At 72.2% G+C, this 21,283-nt stretch carries 19 protein-coding genes; 14 read left to right on the plus strand and 5 right to left on the minus strand.

Features of this window, described 5'->3' with window-relative positions; genetic code table 11:
- Window positions 1-103: 103 nt before the first annotated feature.
- Window positions 104-2,503, minus strand: coding sequence for a Tex family protein (locus ACFXKG_RS37680; RefSeq protein WP_384849012.1), 2,400 nt, complete (start codon window positions 2,501-2,503; stop codon window positions 104-106).
- Between the two features lie 179 nt (window positions 2,504-2,682).
- On the opposite strand from ACFXKG_RS37680, the gene ACFXKG_RS37685 reads away from it, so the two are divergent.
- Both ACFXKG_RS37685 and ACFXKG_RS37690 read left to right on the plus strand, forming a co-directional pair.
- A complete protein-coding gene (locus ACFXKG_RS37685; RefSeq protein ID WP_384849015.1) occupies window positions 2,683-3,648 on the plus strand; it encodes a GlxA family transcriptional regulator in 966 nt (321 codons plus the stop codon).
- 60 nt (window positions 3,649-3,708) lie between these two features.
- The gene (locus ACFXKG_RS37690; RefSeq protein WP_384849018.1) at window positions 3,709-4,338 is read left to right on the plus strand and encodes a DJ-1/PfpI family protein; all 630 of its coding nucleotides are present in this window, start codon (window positions 3,709-3,711) and stop codon (window positions 4,336-4,338) included.
- Between the two features lie 6 nt (window positions 4,339-4,344).
- Here the strand turns inward: ACFXKG_RS37690 and ACFXKG_RS37695 are convergent, their stop codons facing one another.
- Window positions 4,345-5,121 carry an enoyl-CoA hydratase/isomerase family protein gene (locus ACFXKG_RS37695; RefSeq protein ID WP_384849021.1) on the minus strand — a complete coding sequence of 259 codons (777 nt, stop codon included), beginning with the start codon at window positions 5,119-5,121 and terminating at the stop codon, window positions 4,345-4,347.
- Between the two features lie 234 nt (window positions 5,122-5,355).
- Here ACFXKG_RS37695 and ACFXKG_RS37700 point away from each other — a divergent pair, with 234 nt between their 5' ends.
- Entirely contained in the window at window positions 5,356-5,868 is a 513-nt protein-coding gene (locus ACFXKG_RS37700) for an ATP-binding protein (protein WP_384849024.1), read from the plus strand.
- Here the strand turns inward: ACFXKG_RS37700 and idi are convergent.
- The 3 genes from idi to galE all read right to left on the minus strand — a co-directional run bounded on the left by idi (window position 5,843) and on the right by galE (window position 8,644).
- Window positions 5,843-6,436 (minus strand): isopentenyl-diphosphate Delta-isomerase, encoded by a 594-nt coding sequence (idi, locus tag ACFXKG_RS37705; RefSeq protein ID WP_384849026.1) that lies wholly within the window; start codon window positions 6,434-6,436, stop codon window positions 5,843-5,845. The two genes, ACFXKG_RS37700 and idi, sit on opposite strands and share 26 nt — an antisense overlap.
- 123 nt (window positions 6,437-6,559) lie before the next feature.
- Window positions 6,560-7,498 (minus strand): cation diffusion facilitator family transporter, encoded by a 939-nt coding sequence (locus ACFXKG_RS37710; RefSeq protein WP_384849029.1) that lies wholly within the window; start codon window positions 7,496-7,498, stop codon window positions 6,560-6,562.
- A 162-nt stretch (window positions 7,499-7,660) separates the two neighbouring features.
- Window positions 7,661-8,644, minus strand: a complete 984-nt coding sequence (galE, locus tag ACFXKG_RS37715) for a UDP-glucose 4-epimerase GalE (RefSeq protein ID WP_384849032.1) — start codon at window positions 8,642-8,644, stop codon at window positions 7,661-7,663.
- Between the two features lie 392 nt (window positions 8,645-9,036).
- Here galE and ACFXKG_RS37720 point away from each other — a divergent pair, with 392 nt between their 5' ends.
- The 11 genes from ACFXKG_RS37720 (at window position 9,037) to ACFXKG_RS37770 (ending at window position 21,269) form a co-directional block, all read left to right on the plus strand.
- A complete protein-coding gene (locus ACFXKG_RS37720) occupies window positions 9,037-11,073 on the plus strand; it encodes a DUF5941 domain-containing protein (RefSeq protein ID WP_384849117.1) in 2,037 nt (678 codons plus the stop codon).
- On the plus strand, window positions 11,070-11,819 hold the full coding sequence (locus ACFXKG_RS37725; protein ID WP_382891935.1) for a sugar phosphate nucleotidyltransferase: 750 nt from the start codon (window positions 11,070-11,072) through the stop codon (window positions 11,817-11,819). The genes ACFXKG_RS37720 and ACFXKG_RS37725 overlap by 4 nt, the downstream gene beginning before the upstream one ends.
- Window positions 11,807-12,868 (plus strand): iron-containing alcohol dehydrogenase family protein, encoded by a 1,062-nt coding sequence (locus ACFXKG_RS37730; protein WP_382891933.1) that lies wholly within the window; start codon window positions 11,807-11,809, stop codon window positions 12,866-12,868. Before ACFXKG_RS37725 ends, ACFXKG_RS37730 begins: the two co-directional genes overlap by 13 nt.
- Entirely contained in the window at window positions 12,846-13,625 is a 780-nt protein-coding gene (locus ACFXKG_RS37735; protein ID WP_384849036.1) for a CDP-alcohol phosphatidyltransferase family protein, read from the plus strand. The genes ACFXKG_RS37730 and ACFXKG_RS37735 overlap by 23 nt, the downstream gene beginning before the upstream one ends.
- A 5-nt stretch (window positions 13,626-13,630) precedes the next feature.
- A complete protein-coding gene (locus ACFXKG_RS37740; protein ID WP_384849120.1) occupies window positions 13,631-14,503 on the plus strand; it encodes a glycosyltransferase family 2 protein in 873 nt (290 codons plus the stop codon).
- Between the two features lie 98 nt (window positions 14,504-14,601).
- Window positions 14,602-15,531: an ABC transporter permease gene (locus ACFXKG_RS37745; protein ID WP_365811978.1), complete on the plus strand. Its 930-nt coding sequence runs from the start codon at window positions 14,602-14,604 to the stop codon at window positions 15,529-15,531.
- Window positions 15,524-16,309, plus strand: a complete 786-nt coding sequence (locus tag ACFXKG_RS37750) for an ABC transporter ATP-binding protein (protein WP_365811980.1) — start codon at window positions 15,524-15,526, stop codon at window positions 16,307-16,309. The genes ACFXKG_RS37745 and ACFXKG_RS37750 overlap by 8 nt, the downstream gene beginning before the upstream one ends.
- A gap of 398 nt (window positions 16,310-16,707) precedes the next feature.
- On the plus strand, window positions 16,708-17,628 hold the full coding sequence (gene hpnC / locus ACFXKG_RS37755; RefSeq protein WP_384849039.1) for a squalene synthase HpnC: 921 nt from the start codon (window positions 16,708-16,710) through the stop codon (window positions 17,626-17,628).
- Complete coding sequence (gene hpnD, locus ACFXKG_RS37760) at window positions 17,625-18,575, plus strand: presqualene diphosphate synthase HpnD (RefSeq protein ID WP_384849041.1); 951 nt, start codon at window positions 17,625-17,627, stop codon at window positions 18,573-18,575. Before hpnC ends, hpnD begins: the two co-directional genes overlap by 4 nt.
- A 166-nt stretch (window positions 18,576-18,741) precedes the next feature.
- Entirely contained in the window at window positions 18,742-20,157 is a 1,416-nt protein-coding gene (hpnE, locus tag ACFXKG_RS37765) for a hydroxysqualene dehydroxylase HpnE (RefSeq protein WP_384849044.1), read from the plus strand.
- A complete protein-coding gene (locus tag ACFXKG_RS37770) occupies window positions 20,154-21,269 on the plus strand; it encodes a polyprenyl synthetase family protein (protein ID WP_382891921.1) in 1,116 nt (371 codons plus the stop codon). Before hpnE ends, ACFXKG_RS37770 begins: the two co-directional genes overlap by 4 nt.
- Window positions 21,270-21,283 lie beyond the last annotated feature (14 nt).

The raw sequence follows: 21,283 nt of genomic DNA on the forward strand, positions 1-21,283 counted from the left end.
GCCCCGGACCACGGGCCCCGGACCACGGGCCCCGGACCACGGGCCCCGGACCACGGGCCCGGGGCGGGGTGCCGGGTCTCGGTCCGGCACCCCGCCTCGTGTGTCAGCCCCGCCGGCCGCTCCCGCCGCCGCCCTTCGGCTCCGTCAGCCCGGCCCGCCGCAGGGCGTCGGCCATCGCGCTGTTCGCCGGCGGCGGTGACGAGGCCTGGCGCCCGCCGCCGCTCCGCCCGCCGCCGCCCCGGCCACCGCGCTCACCCCGGCCGGCCCCCCGCTGCTGCGGCGGCCGGCCACCACCCCCCGACCGGTCCCGCTCCGGCTTCGCGGCGCCCGCCTCGTCGTCCAGGCGCAGCGTCAGGGAGATCCGCTTCCGCGGGATGTCGACGTCCATCACCTTCACCCTGACCACGTCGCCCGGCTTCACCACCTCACGCGGGTCCTTGACGAAGTTCCGCGACATCGCGGACACATGGACCAGCCCGTCCTGATGCACCCCGATGTCCACGAACGCGCCGAACGCCGCGACATTCGTCACCACGCCCTCCAGCACCATGTCCGGCACCAGGTCGCCCAGCTTCTCGACGCCCTCCTTGAACGTGGCCGTGCGGAACGCCGGCCGCGGGTCCCGCCCCGGCTTCTCCAGCTCGCGCAGGATGTCCGTCACCGTCGGCAGCCCGAAGGAGTCGTTCACGAAGTCCGCGGGCCGCAGCGACCGCAGCACCGAGCCGTTCCCGATCAGGGAGGCGACCTCGCCGCCCGTCGCCTTCACCATGGACCGCACCACGGGGTACGCCTCGGGGTGGACGCTCGACGCGTCCAGAGGGTCGTCGCCGCCGAGGATACGGAGGAAGCCCGCGCACTGCTCGTACGCCTTCGGGCCGAGCCGGGCCACGTCCTTGAGCCCGCGCCGGGACCGGAAGGGCCCGTTCGCGTCGCGGTGCGCGACGATGTTCTCGGCGAGCCCGGCGCCGATGCCCGACACCCGGGAGAGCAGCGGCGCCGACGCGGTGTTGACGTCCACCCCCACCCCGTTCACACAGTCCTCCACGACCGCGTCGAGCGAACGGGAGAGCTTCACCTCGGACAGGTCGTGCTGGTACTGGCCGACGCCGATCGACTTGGGGTCGATCTTCACCAGCTCCGCCAGCGGATCCTGGAGACGCCGCGCGATCGAGACCGCGCCGCGGATCGACACGTCGAGGTCCGGCAGCTCCTGCGAGGCGAACGCGGACGCGGAGTACACCGAGGCGCCCGCCTCCGAGACCATCACCTTCGTGAGCTTCAGCTCCGGGTGCGCGGCACACAGCTCGCCGGCCAGCTTGTCGGTCTCCCGGGACGCCGTGCCGTTGCCGATGGCGATCAGGTCGACCGCGTGCTGCTCGGCCAGCCGCGCCAGCTTCGCCAGGGACTCGTCCCACTTGTTCGCGGGAACGTGCGGGTAGATCGTGTCGGTGGCGACGACCTTGCCCGTCGCGTCGACCACGGCGACCTTCACGCCCGTACGGAACCCGGGGTCGAGCCCCAGCGTGGCGCGCGTCCCGGCCGGCGCGGCCAGCAGCAGGTCCCGGAGGTTCGCCGCGAAGACCCGCACCGACTCGTCCTCGGCCGCCGTCCGCAGCCGCAGCCGCAGATCGATGCCGAGATGCACCAGCACCCGGGTGCGCCACGCCCACCGGACCGTGTCCCCGAGCCACTTGTCGCCGGGGCGGCCCCGGTCCGCGATGGAGAAGCGCCGCGCGATCATGTTCTCGTACATGGTCGGGCCCGGCAGCTCCGAGGGCTCCTCGGGCTCCAGGACCAGATCGAGGACGTCTTCCTTCTCGCCGCGGAGCATCGCGAGCACGCGGTGCGAGGGCAGCTGCGTGAAGGGCTCGGCGAAGTCGAAGTAGTCCGCGAACTTGGCGCCGGCCTCCTCCTTGCCGTCCCGTACCTTCGCGGCGAGCCGGCCCCGCGTCCACATCCGCTCACGCAGCTCGCCGATGAGATCGGCGTCCTCGGAGAACCGCTCCGTGAGGATGGCGCGCGCGCCATCCAGGGCGGCGGCCGGGTCCGCGACGCCCTTCTCCGCGTCCACGAACGCGGCGGCGGCGGTGAGCGGCTCCACCGAGGGGTCGCCCAGCAGGCCCTCGGCCAGGGGTTCGAGACCGGCCTCGCGGGCGATCTGCGCCTTCGTCCGCCGCTTGGGCTTGAAGGGCAGATAGATGTCCTCCAGCCGCGCCTTGGTGTCCGCGGCCCTGATCCGCGCCTCCAGGGCGTCGTCCAGCTTGCCCTGCTCCCGGACGGACTCCAGGATCGTGGACCGCCGCTCCTCCAGCTCCCGCAGGTAGCGCAGCCGCTCCTCCAGGGTGCGGAGCTGCGCGTCGTCGAGCGATTCGGTGGCCTCCTTGCGGTACCGCGCGATGAACGGCACCGTCGATCCGCCGTCGAGCAGCTCGACGGCTGCTTTCACCTGCCGCTCGCGTACGCCGATTTCCTCGGCGATCCTGCCTTCGATGGACGTCGTCACGATCACGCTCCGCTGTTCTGGGGTCCGGCGCCTGCATTGTGGCAGGTGGCACCGACATCGGCGGGCAGGACCGGGTGGCGAGTACGGCGGCGGGCGCGATATCGGACGGTACGGCCGTGGCAGGAAAAGCGGGGTATTCGTCATTGCGGACATCTGTCGCCGGGCGAAGGATGAGTGCCATGACAGAGCGATCGGTTCTGGTCGTCCTCTTCGACCAGGTGCAGAGCCTCGATGTGACGGGCCCCGTCGAGGTGTTCGCCGCGGCTGCCGTCGCGGTCGGCGACCCGGCCGCGTACCGGATCCGTACGGCCGCACTCGACGGCGCGCCGGTCCGCACCTCCAGCGGGCTCACGCTCGTCCCGGACACCACGCTCGCCGCCGCGTCCGATCCGGACACCCTTCTCGTGCCCGGCGGCCCGGGCACCCGGAGCCCCGATCCGGAGCTGATCGACTGGCTGCGCGAGCGGGCGCCCGGCGCGCGGCGCCTGGTCTCGGTCTGCACCGGCGCCCTGCTGCTCGCCGCCGCCGGGCTGCTCGACGGGCGCCGGGCCACCACCCACTGGGGCGCCACCGAACTCCTCGCCAGGAACCACCCGCTCGTCCACGTCGACCCCGACCCGATCTACGTACGCGACGGTGAGATCTCCACCTCCGCCGGGGTCACCTCCGGCATCGATCTGGCCCTCGCCCTCGTGGAGGAGGACCTCGGCCGCGACGTGGCGCTCGCCGTCGCCCGCCGTCTCGTGGTCTTCCTGCGCCGCCCCGGCAACCAGGCGCAGTTCAGCGCGCAGCTCGCCGCCCAGACCGCGCGGAGCGAGCCGCTGCTGGCGGTGCAGAGCTGGATCAGCGAGCACCCCGGTGACGATCTCTCGGTCGAGGCGCTGGCCGGACGGGCCCGCCTCTCGCCCCGCCACTTCGCGCGTGCCTTCCGCTCCGAGACCGGCACGACGCCGGGCCGCTACGTGGAGCGCGTACGGCTCGAACACGCCAGGCGGCTGCTGGAGGAGAGTGCCGACGGGGTCGAGGAGATCTCCCGCTTCTGCGGCTACGGCACCCCGGAGGCCATGCGCCGCGCCTTCGTGAAGACCCTGGGCACGGCCCCCGCCGAATACCGCCGCCGCTTCCGCGTGGCCCCGTTGCCCTGACCCCGCCGTGTCCCTGTCCGAAAACTGTTGAAATCCGTCGACCGGAAAGCCAGGCCCCGCATGCAGATCGCCATCCTGCTCTTCGACCGCTTCACCGCACTGGACGCCGTCGGTCCGTACGAGATCCTGCACCGCGTTCCCGGCGCCGAGACCGTCTTCGTCGCCGAACACGCCGGACCCGTGAACAACGACGCGGGATCGCTCTCGCTCGTCGCGCGGAAGACACTCGCCGAGGTCACCGCCCCGGATGTGCTCGTCGTGCCCGGCGGCCCCGGCCAGCGGGCGCAGATGACGAACGAGCCGCTGCTCGACTGGCTGCGCGCGGTGGACGCCACCACCACCTGGACCACCTCCGTCTGCACCGGCTCCCTGCTCCTCGCCGCCGCGGGGCTGCTCACCGGGCGCCGGGCCACCTCCCACTGGCTCGCTCTCGACCTGCTGCGGACGTACGGCGCCGAGCCGACCGGCGAACGCGTCGTCACCGACGGCAAGTACGTGACGTCGGCCGGTGTCTCCTCCGGTATCGACATGGGGCTCACCCTGACCGCCTCGCTCGTGGACGACCGGTTCGCGCAGTCCGTCCAACTGCTGACGGAGTACGACCCGCAGCCTCCCTTCGACGCGGGCTCGCCCGCGAAGGCCCCCGCGGACCTGGTCGAGGAGTTGCGCGCCAAGGGGCGCCGGGCGTAGGTCACCTCATGACCCGGCCGGCCAGGTGAACTCCGGTGCGCGGCGCTCCAGGAAGGCGGCGACCCCCTCCGCGGCGTCGCCGCTGCCGCGCACCTGTTCCGCCCAGTACGCCGCCCGGTCGGCGCGGCCCGAGGCGAACTCCTTCGCGGCCGCCTGGGTCAGCCGGGAACGCGAGAGCAGGATCCGGGTGAACTCCGCGACGCGCCCGGCCAACTGCCCGGCGGGCAGCACCTCGTCCACGAGCCCGGTGCGCAGCGCCCGTTCCGTGCCGATCAACTCGGCCGAGAACAGAAGGTACTTGGCCGTGGTGGGCCCGACGAGTGCGGCCAGTCGCCGGGTGGAGGACTCCGGGTAGACGATCCCGAGCCGCGCCGGCGTGACCCCGAACGAGGCGCCCTCCTCCGCGAATCGCAGATCGCACGCGGCGGCGAGCTGGCAGCCGCCGCCCACGCAGTGGCCCCGTACGGCGGCGAGCGTGGGCCGGGGGAAGGCGGCCAGCGCCTCCTCGGCCCGTACGGCCAGCGCCTGCGGGTCCTCCCCGGCCGGGCCGGTGCCGCCCGGCAGGCCCGGCCCCCGCAGGGAGGAGATGTCGGCGCCCGCGCAGAAGGTGTCGCCCGCCCCGGTCAGCACCAGCACCCCGACGGCCGGATCGTCCGCCAACCGCCCGAGCAGCGGGGGAAGTTCACGCCACATCGGCGCCGTCATCGCGTTGCGCCTGGCGGGGTGGTGGATGACCACCGTCGCCGTGCCGTTCTCGACCGTGTGCACAAGCTGGGGCTCCATGAGCCGGATGCTATCCCCGCGCTCCGTCGGAGCGCCGCGAGCCGGTCCCGGACCGACAGAGAGCGATCAGGACCGAGCGCGTGTTCAGCATCCCGGTTCCCAGGTGGTCGTGCTCCGTCAATAAAGGCTGACTTTTGTTCAGCAGTCCGGTGCGGACCGCTTTCCTGCCCAAGACTCGGCATCCGATGAGGAGCGGTGGTGGGCACCGCTCGACGCGACGGCGGGAGCCCGGAAATGGAGAGCCGCGGAAGTGTTCCGGTCAGACCCCGGACGTACGAAGGGGTCTGGCGCTTCACCGTCCCGGCGCTCGACGCCTCCGTGCCCCGGACCAGGCGCGCCGTGGGCGAGCTGCTGGAGCGGCAGCGCGTGCCGGTCGGGGGCGAGACCGCGCACGGGGTGCTGCTCGTCCTCTCCGAGCTGCTCACCAACGCCGTACGGCACGCCGCCCTGCTCTCGCCCGAGATCGCCGTGGAGGTCGCCGTCGGCACCGGGTGGATCCGGGTGTCGGTCGAGGACAACCACCCCTACCGGCCCACGGCACTGGAGACCGACCCTGCCGGGACCGGTGGACGCGGGCTGCTGCTGGTGCGGGAGATCGCCCGGGAGGCGGGCGGCGGCTTCGGGGCCGAGCACACCGCAGGGGGCGGGAAGACCGTCTGGGCGGTGCTCCCCTTCGACCGGGCCCGGCCCGAGCCGCCGGACCCGGCGGGCCCCGGCCGGGTCACCAGCCCGCGGACGGCCCCGTGAGCTCCCGGAACGCCGGGCGCGCGGTGTCCAGCACCGTCATGAACCAGGCGGAGAACGACGCCGAGCCGTGCAGCTCCGTCAGCTCCGCCGGGGTGACGAACGCGGTCTCCCCGACCTCCTGCGGATCGGGCCGCGGCGCCGCCTGCACCAGCCCGACGAAGAGGTGGTTGTACTCGTGCTCGACCAGTCCCGAGGCAGGGTCCGGGTGGTGGTAGCGGACGGTGCCGGCCTCCGCGAGCAGCGAGGGCGAGATGCCCAGCTCCTCGTGGGTACGGCGGGCCGCCGCGGCGAAGGGCGCCTCACCCGGGTACGGATGGCCGCAGCAGGTGTTCGACCAGACGCCGGGGGAGTGGTACTTGCCCAGTGCGCGGCGCTGGAGCAGCAGCCGCCCCCGCTCGTCGAAGAGGAAGACCGAGAACGCCCGGTGCAGCCGGCCGGGTGCCTGGTGTGCCGAGAGCTTCTCGGCCGTGCCGATGGTGTTGCCGTCCTCGTCCACCAGCTCCAGCATGATCGTTTCTTGTGCGGCGGTCGACGAGCTGTTCGCTGCGGTGACTGGTGTGGTCGGCATAACCATCCTTCGCTTCGGGCCTCGGTGGCCAAGTCTGCCGTACGCAAAAGGCCCGTGTCCGCACTTCGAGGGGTGGGCATGTCCGTTCCATACCCACCCCCCGAAGCGCGAGTGCCCGGCGGCTCAGTGGCAGAGCTTCGCCTCGTGCTCGGCGTGGCCCCGGGGTTCGAGCTGGAAGGTGCAGTGCTCGACATCGAAGTGATGGCCGAGGCATCCCTGCAGGTCATGGAGCATCTTCTCGTGCCCCACCGCGTCCAGCGCGTCCTGGTCCACCACTACATGCGCGGAGAGGACCGGCATCCCCGACGTGATGGTCCAGGCGTGGAGGTCATGGACGTCCGCCACCCCGGGCAGGGCGAGCATATGTGCGCGTACCTCACTCATGTCCACATCCTTGGGCGCCGCCTCCAGCAGGACGTTCACGGTCTCCCGCAACAGCTTCACCGTACGCGGAACGATCATGAGTCCGATCAGCAGCCCCACGATCGGGTCGGCGAGCTGCCAGCCGGTGGCCAGGATGATCCCGGCGGAGATCAGTACCGCGACCGAGCCGAGCGTGTCCGCGAGGACCTCCAGGTAGGCGCCCCGCACATTGAGGCTCTCGCTCTGCCCCCGCGTCAGCAGCGAGAGGGAGACGAGGTTGGCGACCATGCCGATCAGGGCGAAGACGATCGTCAGACCGCTCTTGGTCTCCGGCGGGGAGATGAAGCGGTCGACCGCCTCGTAGAGCAGATAGCCGCCGACGCCGAGCAGCAGCAGGCAGTTGGCGAGGGCGGCGAGGATCTCCGCCCTCGCATAGCCGAAGGTGCGGCTCTCGTCGGCCGGTCTGGCCGCGAAGTGGATCGCCAGCAGGGCCATGCCGAGCCCCACCGCGTCCGTCGCCATGTGGGCCGCGTCGGCGACCAGCGCCAGGGAGTTGGAGACGACGCCCCCGATGATTTCCACCACCATCACGGAGAGTGTGATCCCCAGGGCGATCCGCAGCCGGCCGCGGTAGGCGGCGGTCGCCGTGCCCGCGGGTGGCCCTCCGTGCGTGTGTCCGTGGTTGTGCCCTGCCCCCATGAGGACGCCTCCCGGTCGTCTGGACGAGTACCGACGCCGTCAGTGAACTACGGGTGGGGGGTATCGGGCAACACGGCACTGAACACCGTTGTCATATGCTCTGACCTGCGGAAATGATGCCAGGTCAGAGCGGTGCGGTGCCCGGTCGACGGGGCGGTGGGATCACCCGTCCTGCGCATCGGGACGGCGCAGCCGCCAGCCCGCCCACGCCGACTCGACCATCGCGCGCACATCCCGGGTGGCCGTCCAGCCCAGCTCCCGGGTGATCAGCTCGACGGAGGCGACGGCCCGCGCGGCGTCCCCCGCGCGGCGCGCCTCGACCACCGGTTCCGTACGGTCACCGGTGACCTCCGCCACCAGGGCGGCCAGTTCGCGCACCGAGACGCCCTCGCCGCGGCCGATGTTCACCGTCAGGTCGTGGCCGCCGGGGCGCCCGGCCAGATGGCGCGTGGCGGCGAGATGGGCCTCGGCGAGATCGGCGACATGGATGTAGTCCCGGACGCAGGTGCCGTCCGGCGTCGGATAGTCGGCGCCGAAGATCCGCGGCGCCTCACCCCGGCTGATCCGGTCGAAGAACATCGGAATGATGTTGAACACTCCGATGTCGGAGAGTTCCGGCCGCGCCGTGCCCGCCACGTTGAAGTACCGCAGACAACCCGTGGAGATTCCGTGCGCCCGCCCGGTCGCCCGGACCAGCCACTCGCCCGCCAGCTTGGTCTCGCCGTACGGGTTGATCGGTACGGCGGGGGTCTGCTCCGTGATCAACTCCACATCGGGCACCCCGTACACGGCCGCGGAGGAGGAGAAGAGGAAGCGCGGCACCCGCGCGGCCACGACGGCGTCCAGCAGCACCGTGAGCCCGTGCAGATTCTCCCGGTAGTACGTCAGCGGCCGCTCGACGGACTCGCCGACCTGCTTCTTCGCCGCGAGATGCACCACACCGGTGACCCCGTGCCCCGCCAGGACCTTGTCGACGGCCTCCCGGTCCAGCAGGGACGCCTCGACGAGCGGGATCTCCTCCGGCAGCCGCTCGGCGAAGCCGGTCGACAGATCGTCCAGCACGACGACCCGTTCCCCCGCCGCCGTCATCGCGCGCACCACATGGGCCCCGATGTACCCCGCCCCGCCTGTGATCAGCCATGTCATGCGGTCACCCTAGTGCTCCGGCTCGTGCTCCCGCCCGTGCTCAGGCCCGTGCTTGGGCTCGTGCTCAGGCGCGGGCCGCCGAGGGCTCCCGTCCGTGCTCCCGGCGGCTCCCACCCGTGCTCCCGCCCGTGCTCCCGCGTGTGCTCCGGCTCGTGTTTCCGGCCGCCGCGGTTTGTGGGGCAACCCCCGGATCGACCATGATGATCTCTTCGTGGCGCCCTCCCCGCCCTGATGAGGGTGTCCGGGGCGGCTGTCCCGGGCGGAACGGGGCGTAAACGGGCGATGAACTCGCCCTTCTGTTCATCCGATAGCCTCTGCCGACGTGCCGCCCCCCGGATCCCGGGGCCCGCCGCCACACACCCGGCCCTGTCAGTGTCAAGGAGTGAGTTCGTCTGTCGACCGCCATCCTCACCGGTGCTCCGGTACCCGGATCGCCGCTCGAAGGCGATCTGCGGTCCCTGGGCTTTGACGTACGGACCGCACCCGGTACGGAGGAGGCCCGGAGCCTGCTCGCCGCGGCCCCCTCGACGGAGCGTGTCGCACTCGTCGACGCCCGCTTCGTCGGCCATGTCCATGCCCTGCGGCTGGCCCTGACCGACCCGCGCTTCCCCGCCGCCGCCGTACCCGGGGCGCTCACCGCCCGGCCGGAGGCCCGCGGCGCGCTGCTGAGCGCGCTCACGGCCGTCGCCGGGGACGCCGGGACACCCGAACCCCGCCGCGGGGGCGCCGCCGCCGACGCGCGTCCGGGCTCCGCCACGGCGCTCGCCCCGAGCGAACCCGCCACGAACACGGCCACCGGTACGGCCGCCGGTACGGCCACCGAGCCCGCCACTGCAGGAAGCGGAAGCGCCGCGTCCGCCCCCGCCGACGCGCCCTTGGCCGACCGGGTCGCCAGCGCGCTCGACGCCGGAGGCACCGCCGTCACCCGCCCCGAGCTGGGCTCGCTCGTCGCCGCGGTCCCCGCGGACGCGCCCGCCCGCGAACGGGCCGAGGCAGCCGTCGCCGCCGTCGACGACGAGGCCGTACGGCTGCGCTCCGCGGTGAAGGCCCGCGACGGCTTCTTCACCACGTTCTGCGTCAGCCCCTACTCGCGCTACCTCGCCCGCTGGTGCGCCCGCCGGGGCCTCACCCCCAACCAGGTCACCACCGCGTCGCTGGTCACCGCCCTGATCGCGGCGGCCTGCGCGGCCACCGGCACCCGGGGCGGCTTCGTCGCCGCCGGGGCGCTGCTGCTCTTCTCCTTCGTCCTGGACTGCACCGACGGGCAGCTCGCCCGCTACTCGCTCCAGTACTCCACGATGGGCGCCTGGCTCGACGCGACCTTCGACCGCGCCAAGGAGTACGCGTACTACGCGGGCCTCGCCCTCGGCGCGGCCCGGGGCGGCGACGACATCTGGGCACTCGCCCTCGCCGCGATGGTCCTCCAGACCTGCCGCCATGTCGTGGACTTCTCCTTCAACGAGAGCAACGTTGACAGCACTGCTAGCACTGCCAGCACTGCCAGCACTGCCAGCACGGTCGGCGGGGCGGCGTCCGGTACCGGCACCGGCAAGGCCGTCGTCGGCACCCCCACCTCCGCGCTCTCCACCCGGCTCGACAGCGTCGCCTGGACGGTCTGGGTACGCCGCATGATCGTGCTGCCGATCGGTGAGCGCTGGGCGATGATCGCCGTGCTGACCGCCCTGACCACGCCCCGGATCGTCTTCTACGCGCTCCTCGCCGGCTGCGCCTTCGCCGCCTGCTACACCACGGCGGGCCGGGTCCTGCGCTCCGTGACCCGCAAGGCCGTCCGCACCGACCGGGCCGCCGGCGCGCTCGCCGACCTCGCCGACTCGGGGCCGCTCGCCGAGCTCGTCGCCCGGGTGCTGCGGCGCCCGGCCCGCGCGCTCCCGGGGCCCGCGCCCTTCCTCGTCGCCCTCGCGGGCGGCGCCGCGGTCACCGCCTGCGCGGCGTTCGCCCCGCTCGACAGCCCCGTGCTCCTCCTCGGCGCCCTCGTGTACGTCCTGACCTCCGGGTTCGCCGTCGCCCGCCGGATGGGCGGCGCCCTCGACTGGCTCGTTCCGCCGGTCTTCCGCGCCGCCGAGTACGGCACCGTGCTGGTGCTCGCGGTCCGCTCCGACGTACCCGGCGCGCTCCCGGCGGCGTTCGGGCTGGTGGCGGCCGTCGCCTACCATCACTACGACTCGGTGTACCGCATCCGCGGCGGCACCGGCGCCCCGCCCCGACGGCTCGTCCGGGCGCTCGGCGGACACGAGGGCCGCACGCTGCTGGTCACCCTGTGTGCCGTCCTCTCCACCCGCGCACTCGACTTCCCGCTGGAACTGACGGTGATCGCCGTCGCCGTGGCGCTGATCGCGCTCGTGGAGTCCATCCGGTTCTGGGTGTCCTCCGGAGCCCCCGCCGTACACGACGAAGGAGAACCCGCATGATCGGCCTCGTACTCGCAGCCGGAGCAGGACGGCGCCTGCGCCCCTACACCGACACGCTGCCCAAGGCCCTCGTGCCGGTCGACCCGGCGGGGGAGGGCACCACCACCGTCCTCGACCTGACCCTGGGCAACTTTGCCGAGGTCGGGCTGACCGAGGCCGCGATCGTCGTCGGCTACCGCAAGGAGGCCGTGTACGAGCGCAAGGCCGAGCTGGAGCGGAAGTACGGGCTGACGCTCACCCTGGTCGACAACGACAAGGCCGAGGAGTGGAACAACGCCTACTCCCTCTGGTGCGCCCGGGACATCCTGGCCCGCGGAGTGATCCTCGCCAACGGCGACACCGTCCACCCCGTCTCCGTCGAGAAGACGCTCCTCGCCGCGCGCGGCGAGGGCCGCCGGATCATCCTCGCCCTCGACACCGTCAAGTCCCTCGCGGACGAGGAGATGAAGGTCATCACCGACGGTGAGCGCGGCGTGCGCCGGATCACCAAGCTGATGGACCCGGCCACCGCCACCGGCGAGTACATCGGCGTCACCCTGATCGAGCCCGAGGCCGCCGCCGATCTCGCGGACGCGCTCAAGGCCACCTTCGAGAAGGACCCCGACCTCTACTACGAGGACGGCTACCAGGAACTGGTCAACCGCGGCTTCACCCTCGACGTCGCGCCGATCGGAGACATCCCCTGGGTCGAGATCGACAACCACGACGACCTCGCGAAGGGCCGTGAGATCGCGTGCCAGTACTGACCCGGCTCATCCCGTCGCCGGTCGTCGTGGACATCCGGCCCGGCGCCATGGACGACCTCGCCGGACTCCTCGCCGACCAGCGGATCTCCAGCTCGGGCAAGCTCTCCATCGCCGTCAGCGGCGGCTCGGGCCAGGCGCTGCGCGAGAAGCTCGCGCCGGTGCTCCCCGACGCCGACTGGTACGCCGTGGCCGACGGCACGATCGACTCGGCGGTCCGGCTCGCCGACGACATCAAGGGCAAGCGGTACGACGCCGTGGTCGGCCTCGGCGGCGGCAAGATCATCGATGTGGCGAAGTACGCGGCGGCCCGGGTCGGGCTGCCCATGGTGGCCGTCGCCACCAACCTCTCGCACGACGGCATCTGCTCGCCCGTCTCCATCCTCGACAACGACAACGGCCGCGGCTCGTACGGCGTCCCGACGCCCATCGCCATGGTCGTCGACCTCGACGTCATCCGGGACGCGCCGGTCCGCTTCGTCCGCTCCGGCATCGGAGACGCGGTCTCCAACATCTCGGCCATCGCGGACTGGGAACTCTCCCACCGGGTCAACGGCGAGCCGGTGGACGGACTGGCCGCCGCCATGGCCCGTACAGCGGGCGAAGCCGTGCTGCGCCACCCCGGCGGGGTCGGCGACGACGAGTTCCTCACCGTGCTCGCCGAGGCGCTGGTCCTCTCCGGCATCGCGATGTCGATCAGCGGCGACACCCGCCCCTCGTCGGGCGCCTGCCACGAGATCAGCCACGCCTTCGACCTCCTCTACCCCAAGCGCTCCGCGCTCCACGGCGAACAGGTCGGCTTCGGTGCCGCCTTCGCCATGCGGCTGCGCGGCGCGGAGGAGGAGTCACTGCAGTTCACCGAGGTGCTGCGGCGCCACGGGCTGCCGGTGCTGCCCGAGGAGATCGGCTTCACCGTCGACGAGTTCGTACGGGCCGTCGCCTACGCGCCGCAGACCCGGCCGGGCCGTTTCACCATCCTCGAGCACCTCGACCTGTCCACCGACCAGATCAGGGACGCGTACGCCGACTATGCCTCGACCCTCAGTAGCTGAACTCCGCCCGGTCGTCCACCCGGAGGGGGTGAAAGACCGCCGCAGCGGCGAACACTGGGCAGGGCGCCTGTACATGCGGGAAGTCTCGCTGCGCGTCGACCGGTACCTGGTGAACACGCGGGTCACCCCCAACCAGCTGACGTACGTGATGACCGTCGCCGGTGCCCTCGCCGCCCCCGCCCTCCTGGTGCCGGGGATCCCCGGCGCGGTGCTCGGCGTGCTGGCGGTCCAGCTCTATCTGCTGCTGGACTGCGTCGACGGGGAGATCGCCCGCTGGAAGAAGCAGTACTCGATGACCGGGGTCTACCTGGACCGGGTCGCCGCCTACCTGTGCGACGCCGCCGTCCTGGTCGGCTTCGGGCTGCGCGGCTCCGACCTGTGGGGCACCGGACGGATCGACTGGCTGTGGGCCTTCCTCGGTACGCTCGCCGCCCTCGGCGCCATCCTGGTCAAGGCCGAGACCGACCTGGTCGGCGTCGCCCGGCACCAGCAGGGGATGGCCCCGGTCAAGGAGTCGGCCTCCGAGGCGCGCTCGTCCGGTATGGCGCTGGCCCGCAGGGCCGCCGCGGCGCTCAAGTTCCACCGGCTCATCCTCGGCATCGAGGCGTCCCTGCTCATCCTTCTCCTGGCGATCCTGGACGCGGTCCGGGGCGACCTGTTCTTCAGCCGGCTCGGCATCGCCGTCCTCGCCGGGATCGCGCTGCTCCAGACCTTGCTCCACCTGGTTTCCATCCTGGCGTCCAGCAGGCTGAGGTGAGTGACGTGCAGCTCGGCGCGGTGATCATCACCATGGGTGACCGCCCCGGCGATCTGCGTGCGCTGCTCGACTCCGTCCTCCGGCAGGACGGTGATCCGGTCGAGATCGTCGTGGTCGGGAACGGCGCCCCGGTGGGCGCCGTTCCGCCCGGCGTGCGGACCGTGGAGGTGCCGGAGAACCTCGGGATCCCCGGCGGCCGCAACGTCGGCATCGAGGCGTTCGGGGCCGCCGGCTCCGACGTGGACGTGCTGCTCTTCCTGGACGACGACGGGCTGCTGCCCCGGACGGACACGGCCGCGCTGATCCGGGAGGCGTTCGCCGCCGACCCCGTCCTCGGCATCGTCAGCTTCCGGATCACCGATCCGGAGACCGGGCTCACCCAGCGCCGCCACGTGCCCCGGCTGCGCGCCTCGGACCCGCTGCGCTCCTCCCGCGTGACGACCTTCCTGGGCGGCGCCAGCGCCGTACGGACGAGAGTCCTCGCCGAGGTCGGCCCGCTGCCCGGGGACTTCTTCTACGCCCACGAGGAGACCGACCTCGCCTGGCGGGCCCTGGACGCGGGGTGGATGATCGACTACCGCGCCGACATGGTGCTCGCCCACCCGACGACGCCGCCGTCCCGGCACGCCGTCTACCACCGCATGGTGGCCCGTAACCGGGTCTGGCTGGCCCGCCGTAACCTCCCCGCCCCCGTCGTCCCGCTGTATCTCGGCGTATGGCTGCTGCTCACGTTGGTACGCCGGCCGTCCGTGCCCGCCCTGAAAGCCTGGTTCGGGGGGTTCCGGGAAGGCTGGGCGACCCCGTGCGGTCCGCGGCGCCCGATGAAGTGGCGTACGGTATGGCGGCTGACCCGGCTGGGCCGACCGCCTGTCGTCTGACAAGCTCGGTTCTGAGAGCATCGGGCTTATCCCCGGGGCATGGCCGTCCGCGCCTGTGCCCGACCGGCTGCGCATCTTGAACACGAAAGTTTCAACTTGTGAGTGACACAACCCATGAGGGTGCGATCGCTGTGAGCGCCCCCCCGTCGCCCGACGACGGTCTGTCCGCGGCGGAGCTCGCCGCCAAGTACGGCCTGTCGGTGAGCGGAGCCCGGCCAGGGCTGCGCGACTACGTCCGGCAGCTGTGGGGCCGTCGGCACTTCATCCTGGCCTTCTCCCAGGCGAAGCTCACGGCCCAGTACAGCCAGGCGAAGCTGGGACAGCTCTGGCAGGTGGCGACCCCGCTGCTGAACGCGGCGGTGTACTACCTGATCTTCGGGCTGATCCTCCAGACCAAGCGGGGCATTCCCCAGGAGGTCTTCGTCCCGTTCCTGGTCACGGGCGTCTTCGTCTTCACCTTCACCCAGAGTTCGGTGATGGCCGGGGTCCGTGCCATCTCCGGGAACCTGGGGCTCGTCCGGGCCCTGCACTTCCCCCGGGCGTCGCTGCCGGTCTCCTTCTCCCTCCAGCAGCTTCAGCAACTCCTGTTCTCCATGGTGGTCCTGGTCACCGTGGCGGTCATCTTCGGCAGCTACCCGAGCCTGAGCTGGCTGCTGGTGCTGCCCGCGCTGGCGCTGCAGTTCCTCTTCAACACCGGTCTGGCGCTGATCATGGCGCGGCTGGGCAGCAAGACCCCGGACCTCGCGCAGCTGATGCCGTTCGTGATGCGTACGTGGATGTACGCGTCGGGTGTGATGTTCTCGATCCCGGTGATGCTCAAGGACCAGCCGGGCTGGATCGCCGACGTGCTCCAGTACAACCCGGCCGCGGTCTACATGGATCTGGTCCGGTTCGCGCTGATCGACGGGTACGGTTCGGAGAACCTGCCCGCGCACGTCTGGCTCGTCGCGCTGGCCTGGGCGCTGCTGCTGGGCGTCGTCGGCTTCGTGTACTTCTGGAAGGCTGAGGAGCGGTACGGCCGTGGCTGAGGACAACAAGCAGGGACGCGTTCCCACGGTCATCGCCGACGACGTGCACATCGTGTACCGCGTCAACGGCGGTGGCGGCGGCAAGGGCAGCGCGACCGCGGCCCTGAGCCGCATACTCCGCCGCGACAAGGGGGAGTCGCGGGGCGTCCGCAAGGTCCACGCGGTGCGGGGTGTGACCTTCACCGCGTACCGAGGCGAGGCGATCGGCCTGATCGGCACCAACGGTTCCGGCAAGTCGACGCTGCTGCGCGCCATCGCGGGGCTGCTGCCCGCGGAGAGCGGCAAGGTCTACACCGACGGCCAGCCGTCCCTGCTGGGCGTCAACGCCGCGCTGATGAACGACCTGACCGGCGAACGCAACGTCATCCTCGGCGGTCTGGCCATGGGGATGTCGCGCGAGCAGATCAGGGAGCGGTACCAGTCGATCGTCGACTTCTCCGGCATCAACGAGAAGGGAGACTTCATCACGCTCCCGATGCGCACGTACTCCTCGGGCATGGCAGCCCGGCTCCGGTTCTCCATCGCCGCGGCGAAGGACCACGACGTGCTGATGATCGACGAGGCGCTGGCCACCGGCGACCGCAAGTTCCAGATCCGCTCCGAGCAGCGGATCCGCGAGCTGCGCAAGGAGGCCGGCACGGTCTTCCTGGTCAGTCACAGCAACAAGTCGATCAGGGACACCTGTGACCGTGTTCTGTGGCTGGAGAAGGGCGAGCTGCTGATGGACGGTCCGACGGACGAGGTCATCAAGGCGTACGAGAAGGAGACCGGCAAGTAGGCCGGGAACGCCCGGGAGCAATGCCAACGCCCTCGCCGGAGTGATCAGGCGGGGGCATTGTCATGGCACGAACCGATCACTGTTGGTCAAAGATCGGTCAAGTCCGGTGGGTCGAGGGAAGGTTGGCGTGTAATGCCGCGTTCTCGTCATACGACCAACACCCCGAGGTGTTCCCCTTGGCTGTACAACGTAAGCTGGGCCGGGCCGATTCGCGGCAAGTGGGGCGATGCCCACGGTGCGACCCGGCTGCCATGGGGCCTTCTGTACTCGGAGGGGCGGGCGGCGTGTCCGAAATGGGATGTATTGGGTCAGCAGTGTAGAACGGGAGATGTGACGGCAATGACGGAAAATCTCCAGCTCCGCGAGGATTCCGCCGTCCCCGTAACGGGCAGCGCGCAGTGACGGGCACCCCGGATGTGCGCCCCGACGACTCCTCGCGCACCACGCTCGACAAGGCCGCGGACGAGAACTTCCCCGTGGCCCCCTTCTTCCTGCCGCGCGCCTGGCGCGACGACCTGATGGCGGTGTACGGATACGCCCGCCTCGTCGACGACATCGGCGACGGGGACCTCGCCCCCGGCGGCGCCGACGCCCGCCACCTGGGCGTCGCCCCCGCGCTCGCCGACGACAGGACCGCCGTGCTCGACGCCTTCGAGGCCGACCTGCGGCGCGTCTTCGACGACCGGGGCCCCGCCCCCGGCCACCCGCTGCTGCGCGCCCTGGCCCCGACCGTACGGCGCCGCTCCCTGCCCCCCGAGCCGTTCCTCGGCCTGATCGAGGCCAACCGCCAGGACCAGGTGGTGCGGCGGTACGAGACCTACGACGACCTGCTCTCCTACTGCGAGCTCTCCGCCAACCCGGTCGGCCGCCTCGTCCTCGGCATCACCGGCACCGCGAGCCCCGAGCGGCTGAGCCGCTCCGACGCCGTCTGCACGGCGCTCCAGATCGTCGAACACCTCCAGGACGTGGCCGAGGACCTCGGCCGCGACCGGATCTACCTCCCCGCCGAGGACATGAAGCGCTTCCATGTCACCGAGGCGGACCTGGCCGCTCCCACCGCGAACGCCTCCGTGCGCTCCCTGGTCGCCCACGAGGCGGAGCGCGCCCGGCTGCTCCTGGACGAGGGAACCTCCCTGGTGGGCAGCGTGCACGGCAGACTCCGCCTGCTCCTCGCGGGATTCGTCGCCGGAGGGCGCGCCGCCCTCGCTTCGATCGCGGCCGCCGGGCACGATGTGCTCCCCGGTCCGCCCAAACCCACCAAGCCGCGTCTGCTGCGTGAAGTGGGAGCTGTCTTGCGAAGTGCGCACAGAGAGGGGTGAGCCGGAACGTGGAGGGACAGACGCCCATGTCCGCGCCGGTACTGGCGGCCTACAGCTACTGCGAGGCCGTCACCGGGCAGCAGGCCCGTAATTTCGCCTACGGCATCAGACTGCTGCCGACCGGCAAGCGGCAGGCCATGTCCGCGCTGTACGCCTTCTCCCGGAGGGTGGACGACATCGGCGACGGCACGCTCGCGCCCGAGGCCAAGCAGGCCCGGCTGGAGGAGACCCGGGCGCTGCTGGAGCGGGTCAGGGCGGGCGAGGTGGCCGACGACGACACCGACCCCGTGGCGGTCGCCGTCGCGGACACGGCGCGCCGCTTCCCGGTGCCCCTCGGGGGGCTCGACGAACTGATCGACGGCGTCCTGATGGACGTCAGGGGCGACACGTACGAGACCTGGGACGACCTCAAGGCCTACTGCCGGTGCGTCGCGGGCGCCATCGGCCGGGTCTCCCTCGGCGTCTTCGGTACCGCGCCCGGCGCCCCGGGGACCGAGCGCGCCGCCGAGTACGCCGACACACTCGGGCTCGCCCTCCAGCTCACCAACATCCTCCGGGACGTCCGCGAGGACGCCGCCAACGGCCGTACGTACCTGCCCGCCGACGACCTCGCCAAGTTCGGCTGCTCCGCCGGGTTCCACAGCACCGTCCCCGCCCCGGGCGCGGACTTCGCCGGCCTGGTCCACTTCGAGGTCCGCCGCGCCCGCGCGCTCTTCGCCGAGGGCTACCGGCTGCTGCCGATGCTCGACCGGCGCAGCGGCGCCTGTGTCGCGGCCATGGCCGGCATCTACCGCCGGCTCCTCGACCGCATCGAGCGCGACCCCGGGGCCGTGCTCCGCGGCCGGGTCTCGCTGCCCGGTCACGAGAAGGCGTACGTCGCCGTCCGCGGGCTCTCCGGCCTCGACGCCAGGACCATCTCCCGTCAGGCCGTCAGGCGGCGCGGCTGATGCGGGGGCCCAGGACGCGGTGCGGGACTCCCGCGGCCGCCCCCGCTCCATCGCACACATATCCGCACGAAGGATGCTCAACCTTGCGTGAACATGACGCGTCCCTGACTGCGGAGGGGCCGGCGGGACCGAACCGCCCGACGGCTCCGGCAGCAAGGGGGGACGTATGACAACGGCCGACGGAAACCGGGCCCGCCACGCCGTCGTGGTCGGCGGGGGGCTCGCCGGGATCACCGCCGCCCTCCAGCTCGCCGACGCCGGGGTACGGGTGACCCTCCTCGAAGGCCGGCCGCGCCTCGGCGGACTCGCCTTCTCCTTCCGCCGCGGGGACCTCACCGTCGACAACGGCCAGCACGTCTACCTGCGCTGCTGCACCGCGTACCGCTGGTTCCTCGACCGGGTGGACGGCGCGGCGCTCGCACCGATCCAGGACCGGCTCGACGTACCCGTCCTGGACGTCGGCGGGCGCGGCGGGGCCCGCGCCCGCCTCGGCCGGATCCGCCGCACCGCACTGCCCGTACCGCTGCACCTCGCGCCCGGACTCGCCGCGTACCCGCACCTCTCGCTCGCCGAGCGTGCCTCCGTGGCCCGCGCCGCCTTCGCCCTCCAGCGGCTCGACCTCGCCGACCCCGCGCTGGACGGCACCGACTTCGCCACCTGGCTCCACCGCCACGGACAGTCGGCCCGTACGGTCGAAGCCCTCTGGGACCTCGTCGGGGTGGCCACCCTCAACGCCACCGCGCCGAACGCCTCCCTGGCGCTCGCCGCGATGGTCTTCAAGACCGGGCTGCTCTCCGAGCCCGGCGCCGCCGACATCGGCTGGGCCCGTGTCCCGCTCGGCGACCTGCACGACACCCTGGCCCGCAAGGCCCTCGACTCGGCGGGCGTACGCACCGAACTGCGCACCCGGGTCGGCGCGGTCTCCCGCGCCGACGGCGGCGGCTTCCACGTTGACGGCGGCGGCTTCCACGTCGACGTGGCGGGCGAACGGCTCGATGCGGACGCCGTCGTCCTCGCCGTACCCCAGCGCGAGGCGCACGCCCTGCTGCCCGAAGGCGCGCTGGACCACCCCGGCCGGCTGCTGGACATCGCCGACGCGCCCATCCTCAACGTCCATGTCGTGTACGGCCGCCGGGTGCTGCGCCGCCCGTTCTTCGCCGCGCTGGGCTCGCCCGTCCAGTGGGTCTTCGACCGCACCGGCGCCTCGGGACTGACGGACGGCCAGTACCTGGCGGTCTCCCAGTCGGCCGCCCAGGACGAGATCGACACCCCCGTCTCCGCACTGCGCGAGCGCTACCTCCCGGAACTGGAACGCCTCCTGCCCGCCGCCCGCGGCGCGGAGGTACGGGACTTCTTCGTCACCCGGGAGCGGACGGCGACCTTCGCCCCCACCCCCGGCGTGGGCCGGCTGCGCCCCGCGGCCCGCACCCGCGCCCCCGGCCTCTTCCTGGCCGGCGCATGGACCGCCACCGGCTGGCCCGCGACGATGGAGGGGGCTGTGCGCAGCGGTTTCGACGCCGCGGGCGCGGCTCTCTCCGCACTCGGGCACCGCCATCAACACCCCTTGCAGGAGGCGGCATGAGCCCGAGTACTGCACCGACGAGTACTGGAACAAGAGGAGAGACCGTGCCGACTGTGCCCCCGGCCCACCCGGTTGTCGACACCGCGGACGTCCACGCGCTGCTGGAGCGGGGACGGAGCCTGTCCACGCCGGTCCTGCGCGCCGCCGTCGACCGGCTGGCCACCCCCATGGACACCGTCGCCGCCTACCACTTCGGCTGGATCGACGCCCAGGGCCGCCCCGCCGACGGCGACGGCGGCAAGGCCGTCCGGCCGGCGCTCGCCCTCCTCTCCGCGGAGGCGGCCGGCGCCGCCCCCGAGAAGGGCGTCCCCGGCGCCGTCGCCGTCGAACTGGTCCACAACTTCTCGCTGCTCCACGACGACCTCATGGACGGCGACGAGCAGCGCCGCCACCGCGACACCGTCTGGAAGATGCACGGCCCCGCGCAGGCCATCCTCGTCGGCGACGCCCTGTTCGCGCTCGCCAACGAGGTGCTGCTGGAACTCGGCACGGTCGAGGCGGGCCGCGCGACCCGCCGGCTCACCACCGCCACCCGCAAGCTGATCGACGGTCAGGCGCAGGACATCTCCTTCGAGCACCGCGAGCGGGTCACCGTCCAGGAGTGTCTGGAGATGGAGGGCAACAAGACCGGCGCGCTGCTCGCCTGCGCCGTCTCCATCGGCGCGGTCCTCGGCGGCGCCGACGACCGTACGGCCGACACCCTGGAGTCGTACGGACACCACCTCGGACTCGCCTTCCAGGCCGTCGACGACCTGCTCGGCATCTGGGGCGACCCCGAGGCCACCGGGAAGCAGACCTGGAGCGACCTGCGCCAGCGCAAGAAGTCCCTGCCGGTCGTCGCCGCGCTCGCCGCCGGCGGACCGGCCTCCGTACGGCTCGGTGAACTCCTCGCCACCGACGTCAAGAGCAACGACTTCGAGAACTTCTCGGAGGAGGAGTTCGCCACCCGGGCCGCGCTCATCGAGGAGGCGGGCGGCCGGGAGTGGACCTCCCAGGAGGCGCGCAGGCAGCACGCCGTCGCCGTCGAGGCCCTGGACCGGGTCGACATGCCGGAAAAGATCCGCGCGCAGCTCGTCGCGCTCGCGGACTTCGTCGTCGTCCGAAAGAGATGATCACCATTCCCATA

Origin of the sequence: Streptomyces sp. NPDC059255, from assembly GCF_042752355.1 — a bacterium.
Lineage (GTDB): Bacteria > Actinomycetota > Actinomycetes > Streptomycetales > Streptomycetaceae > Streptomyces.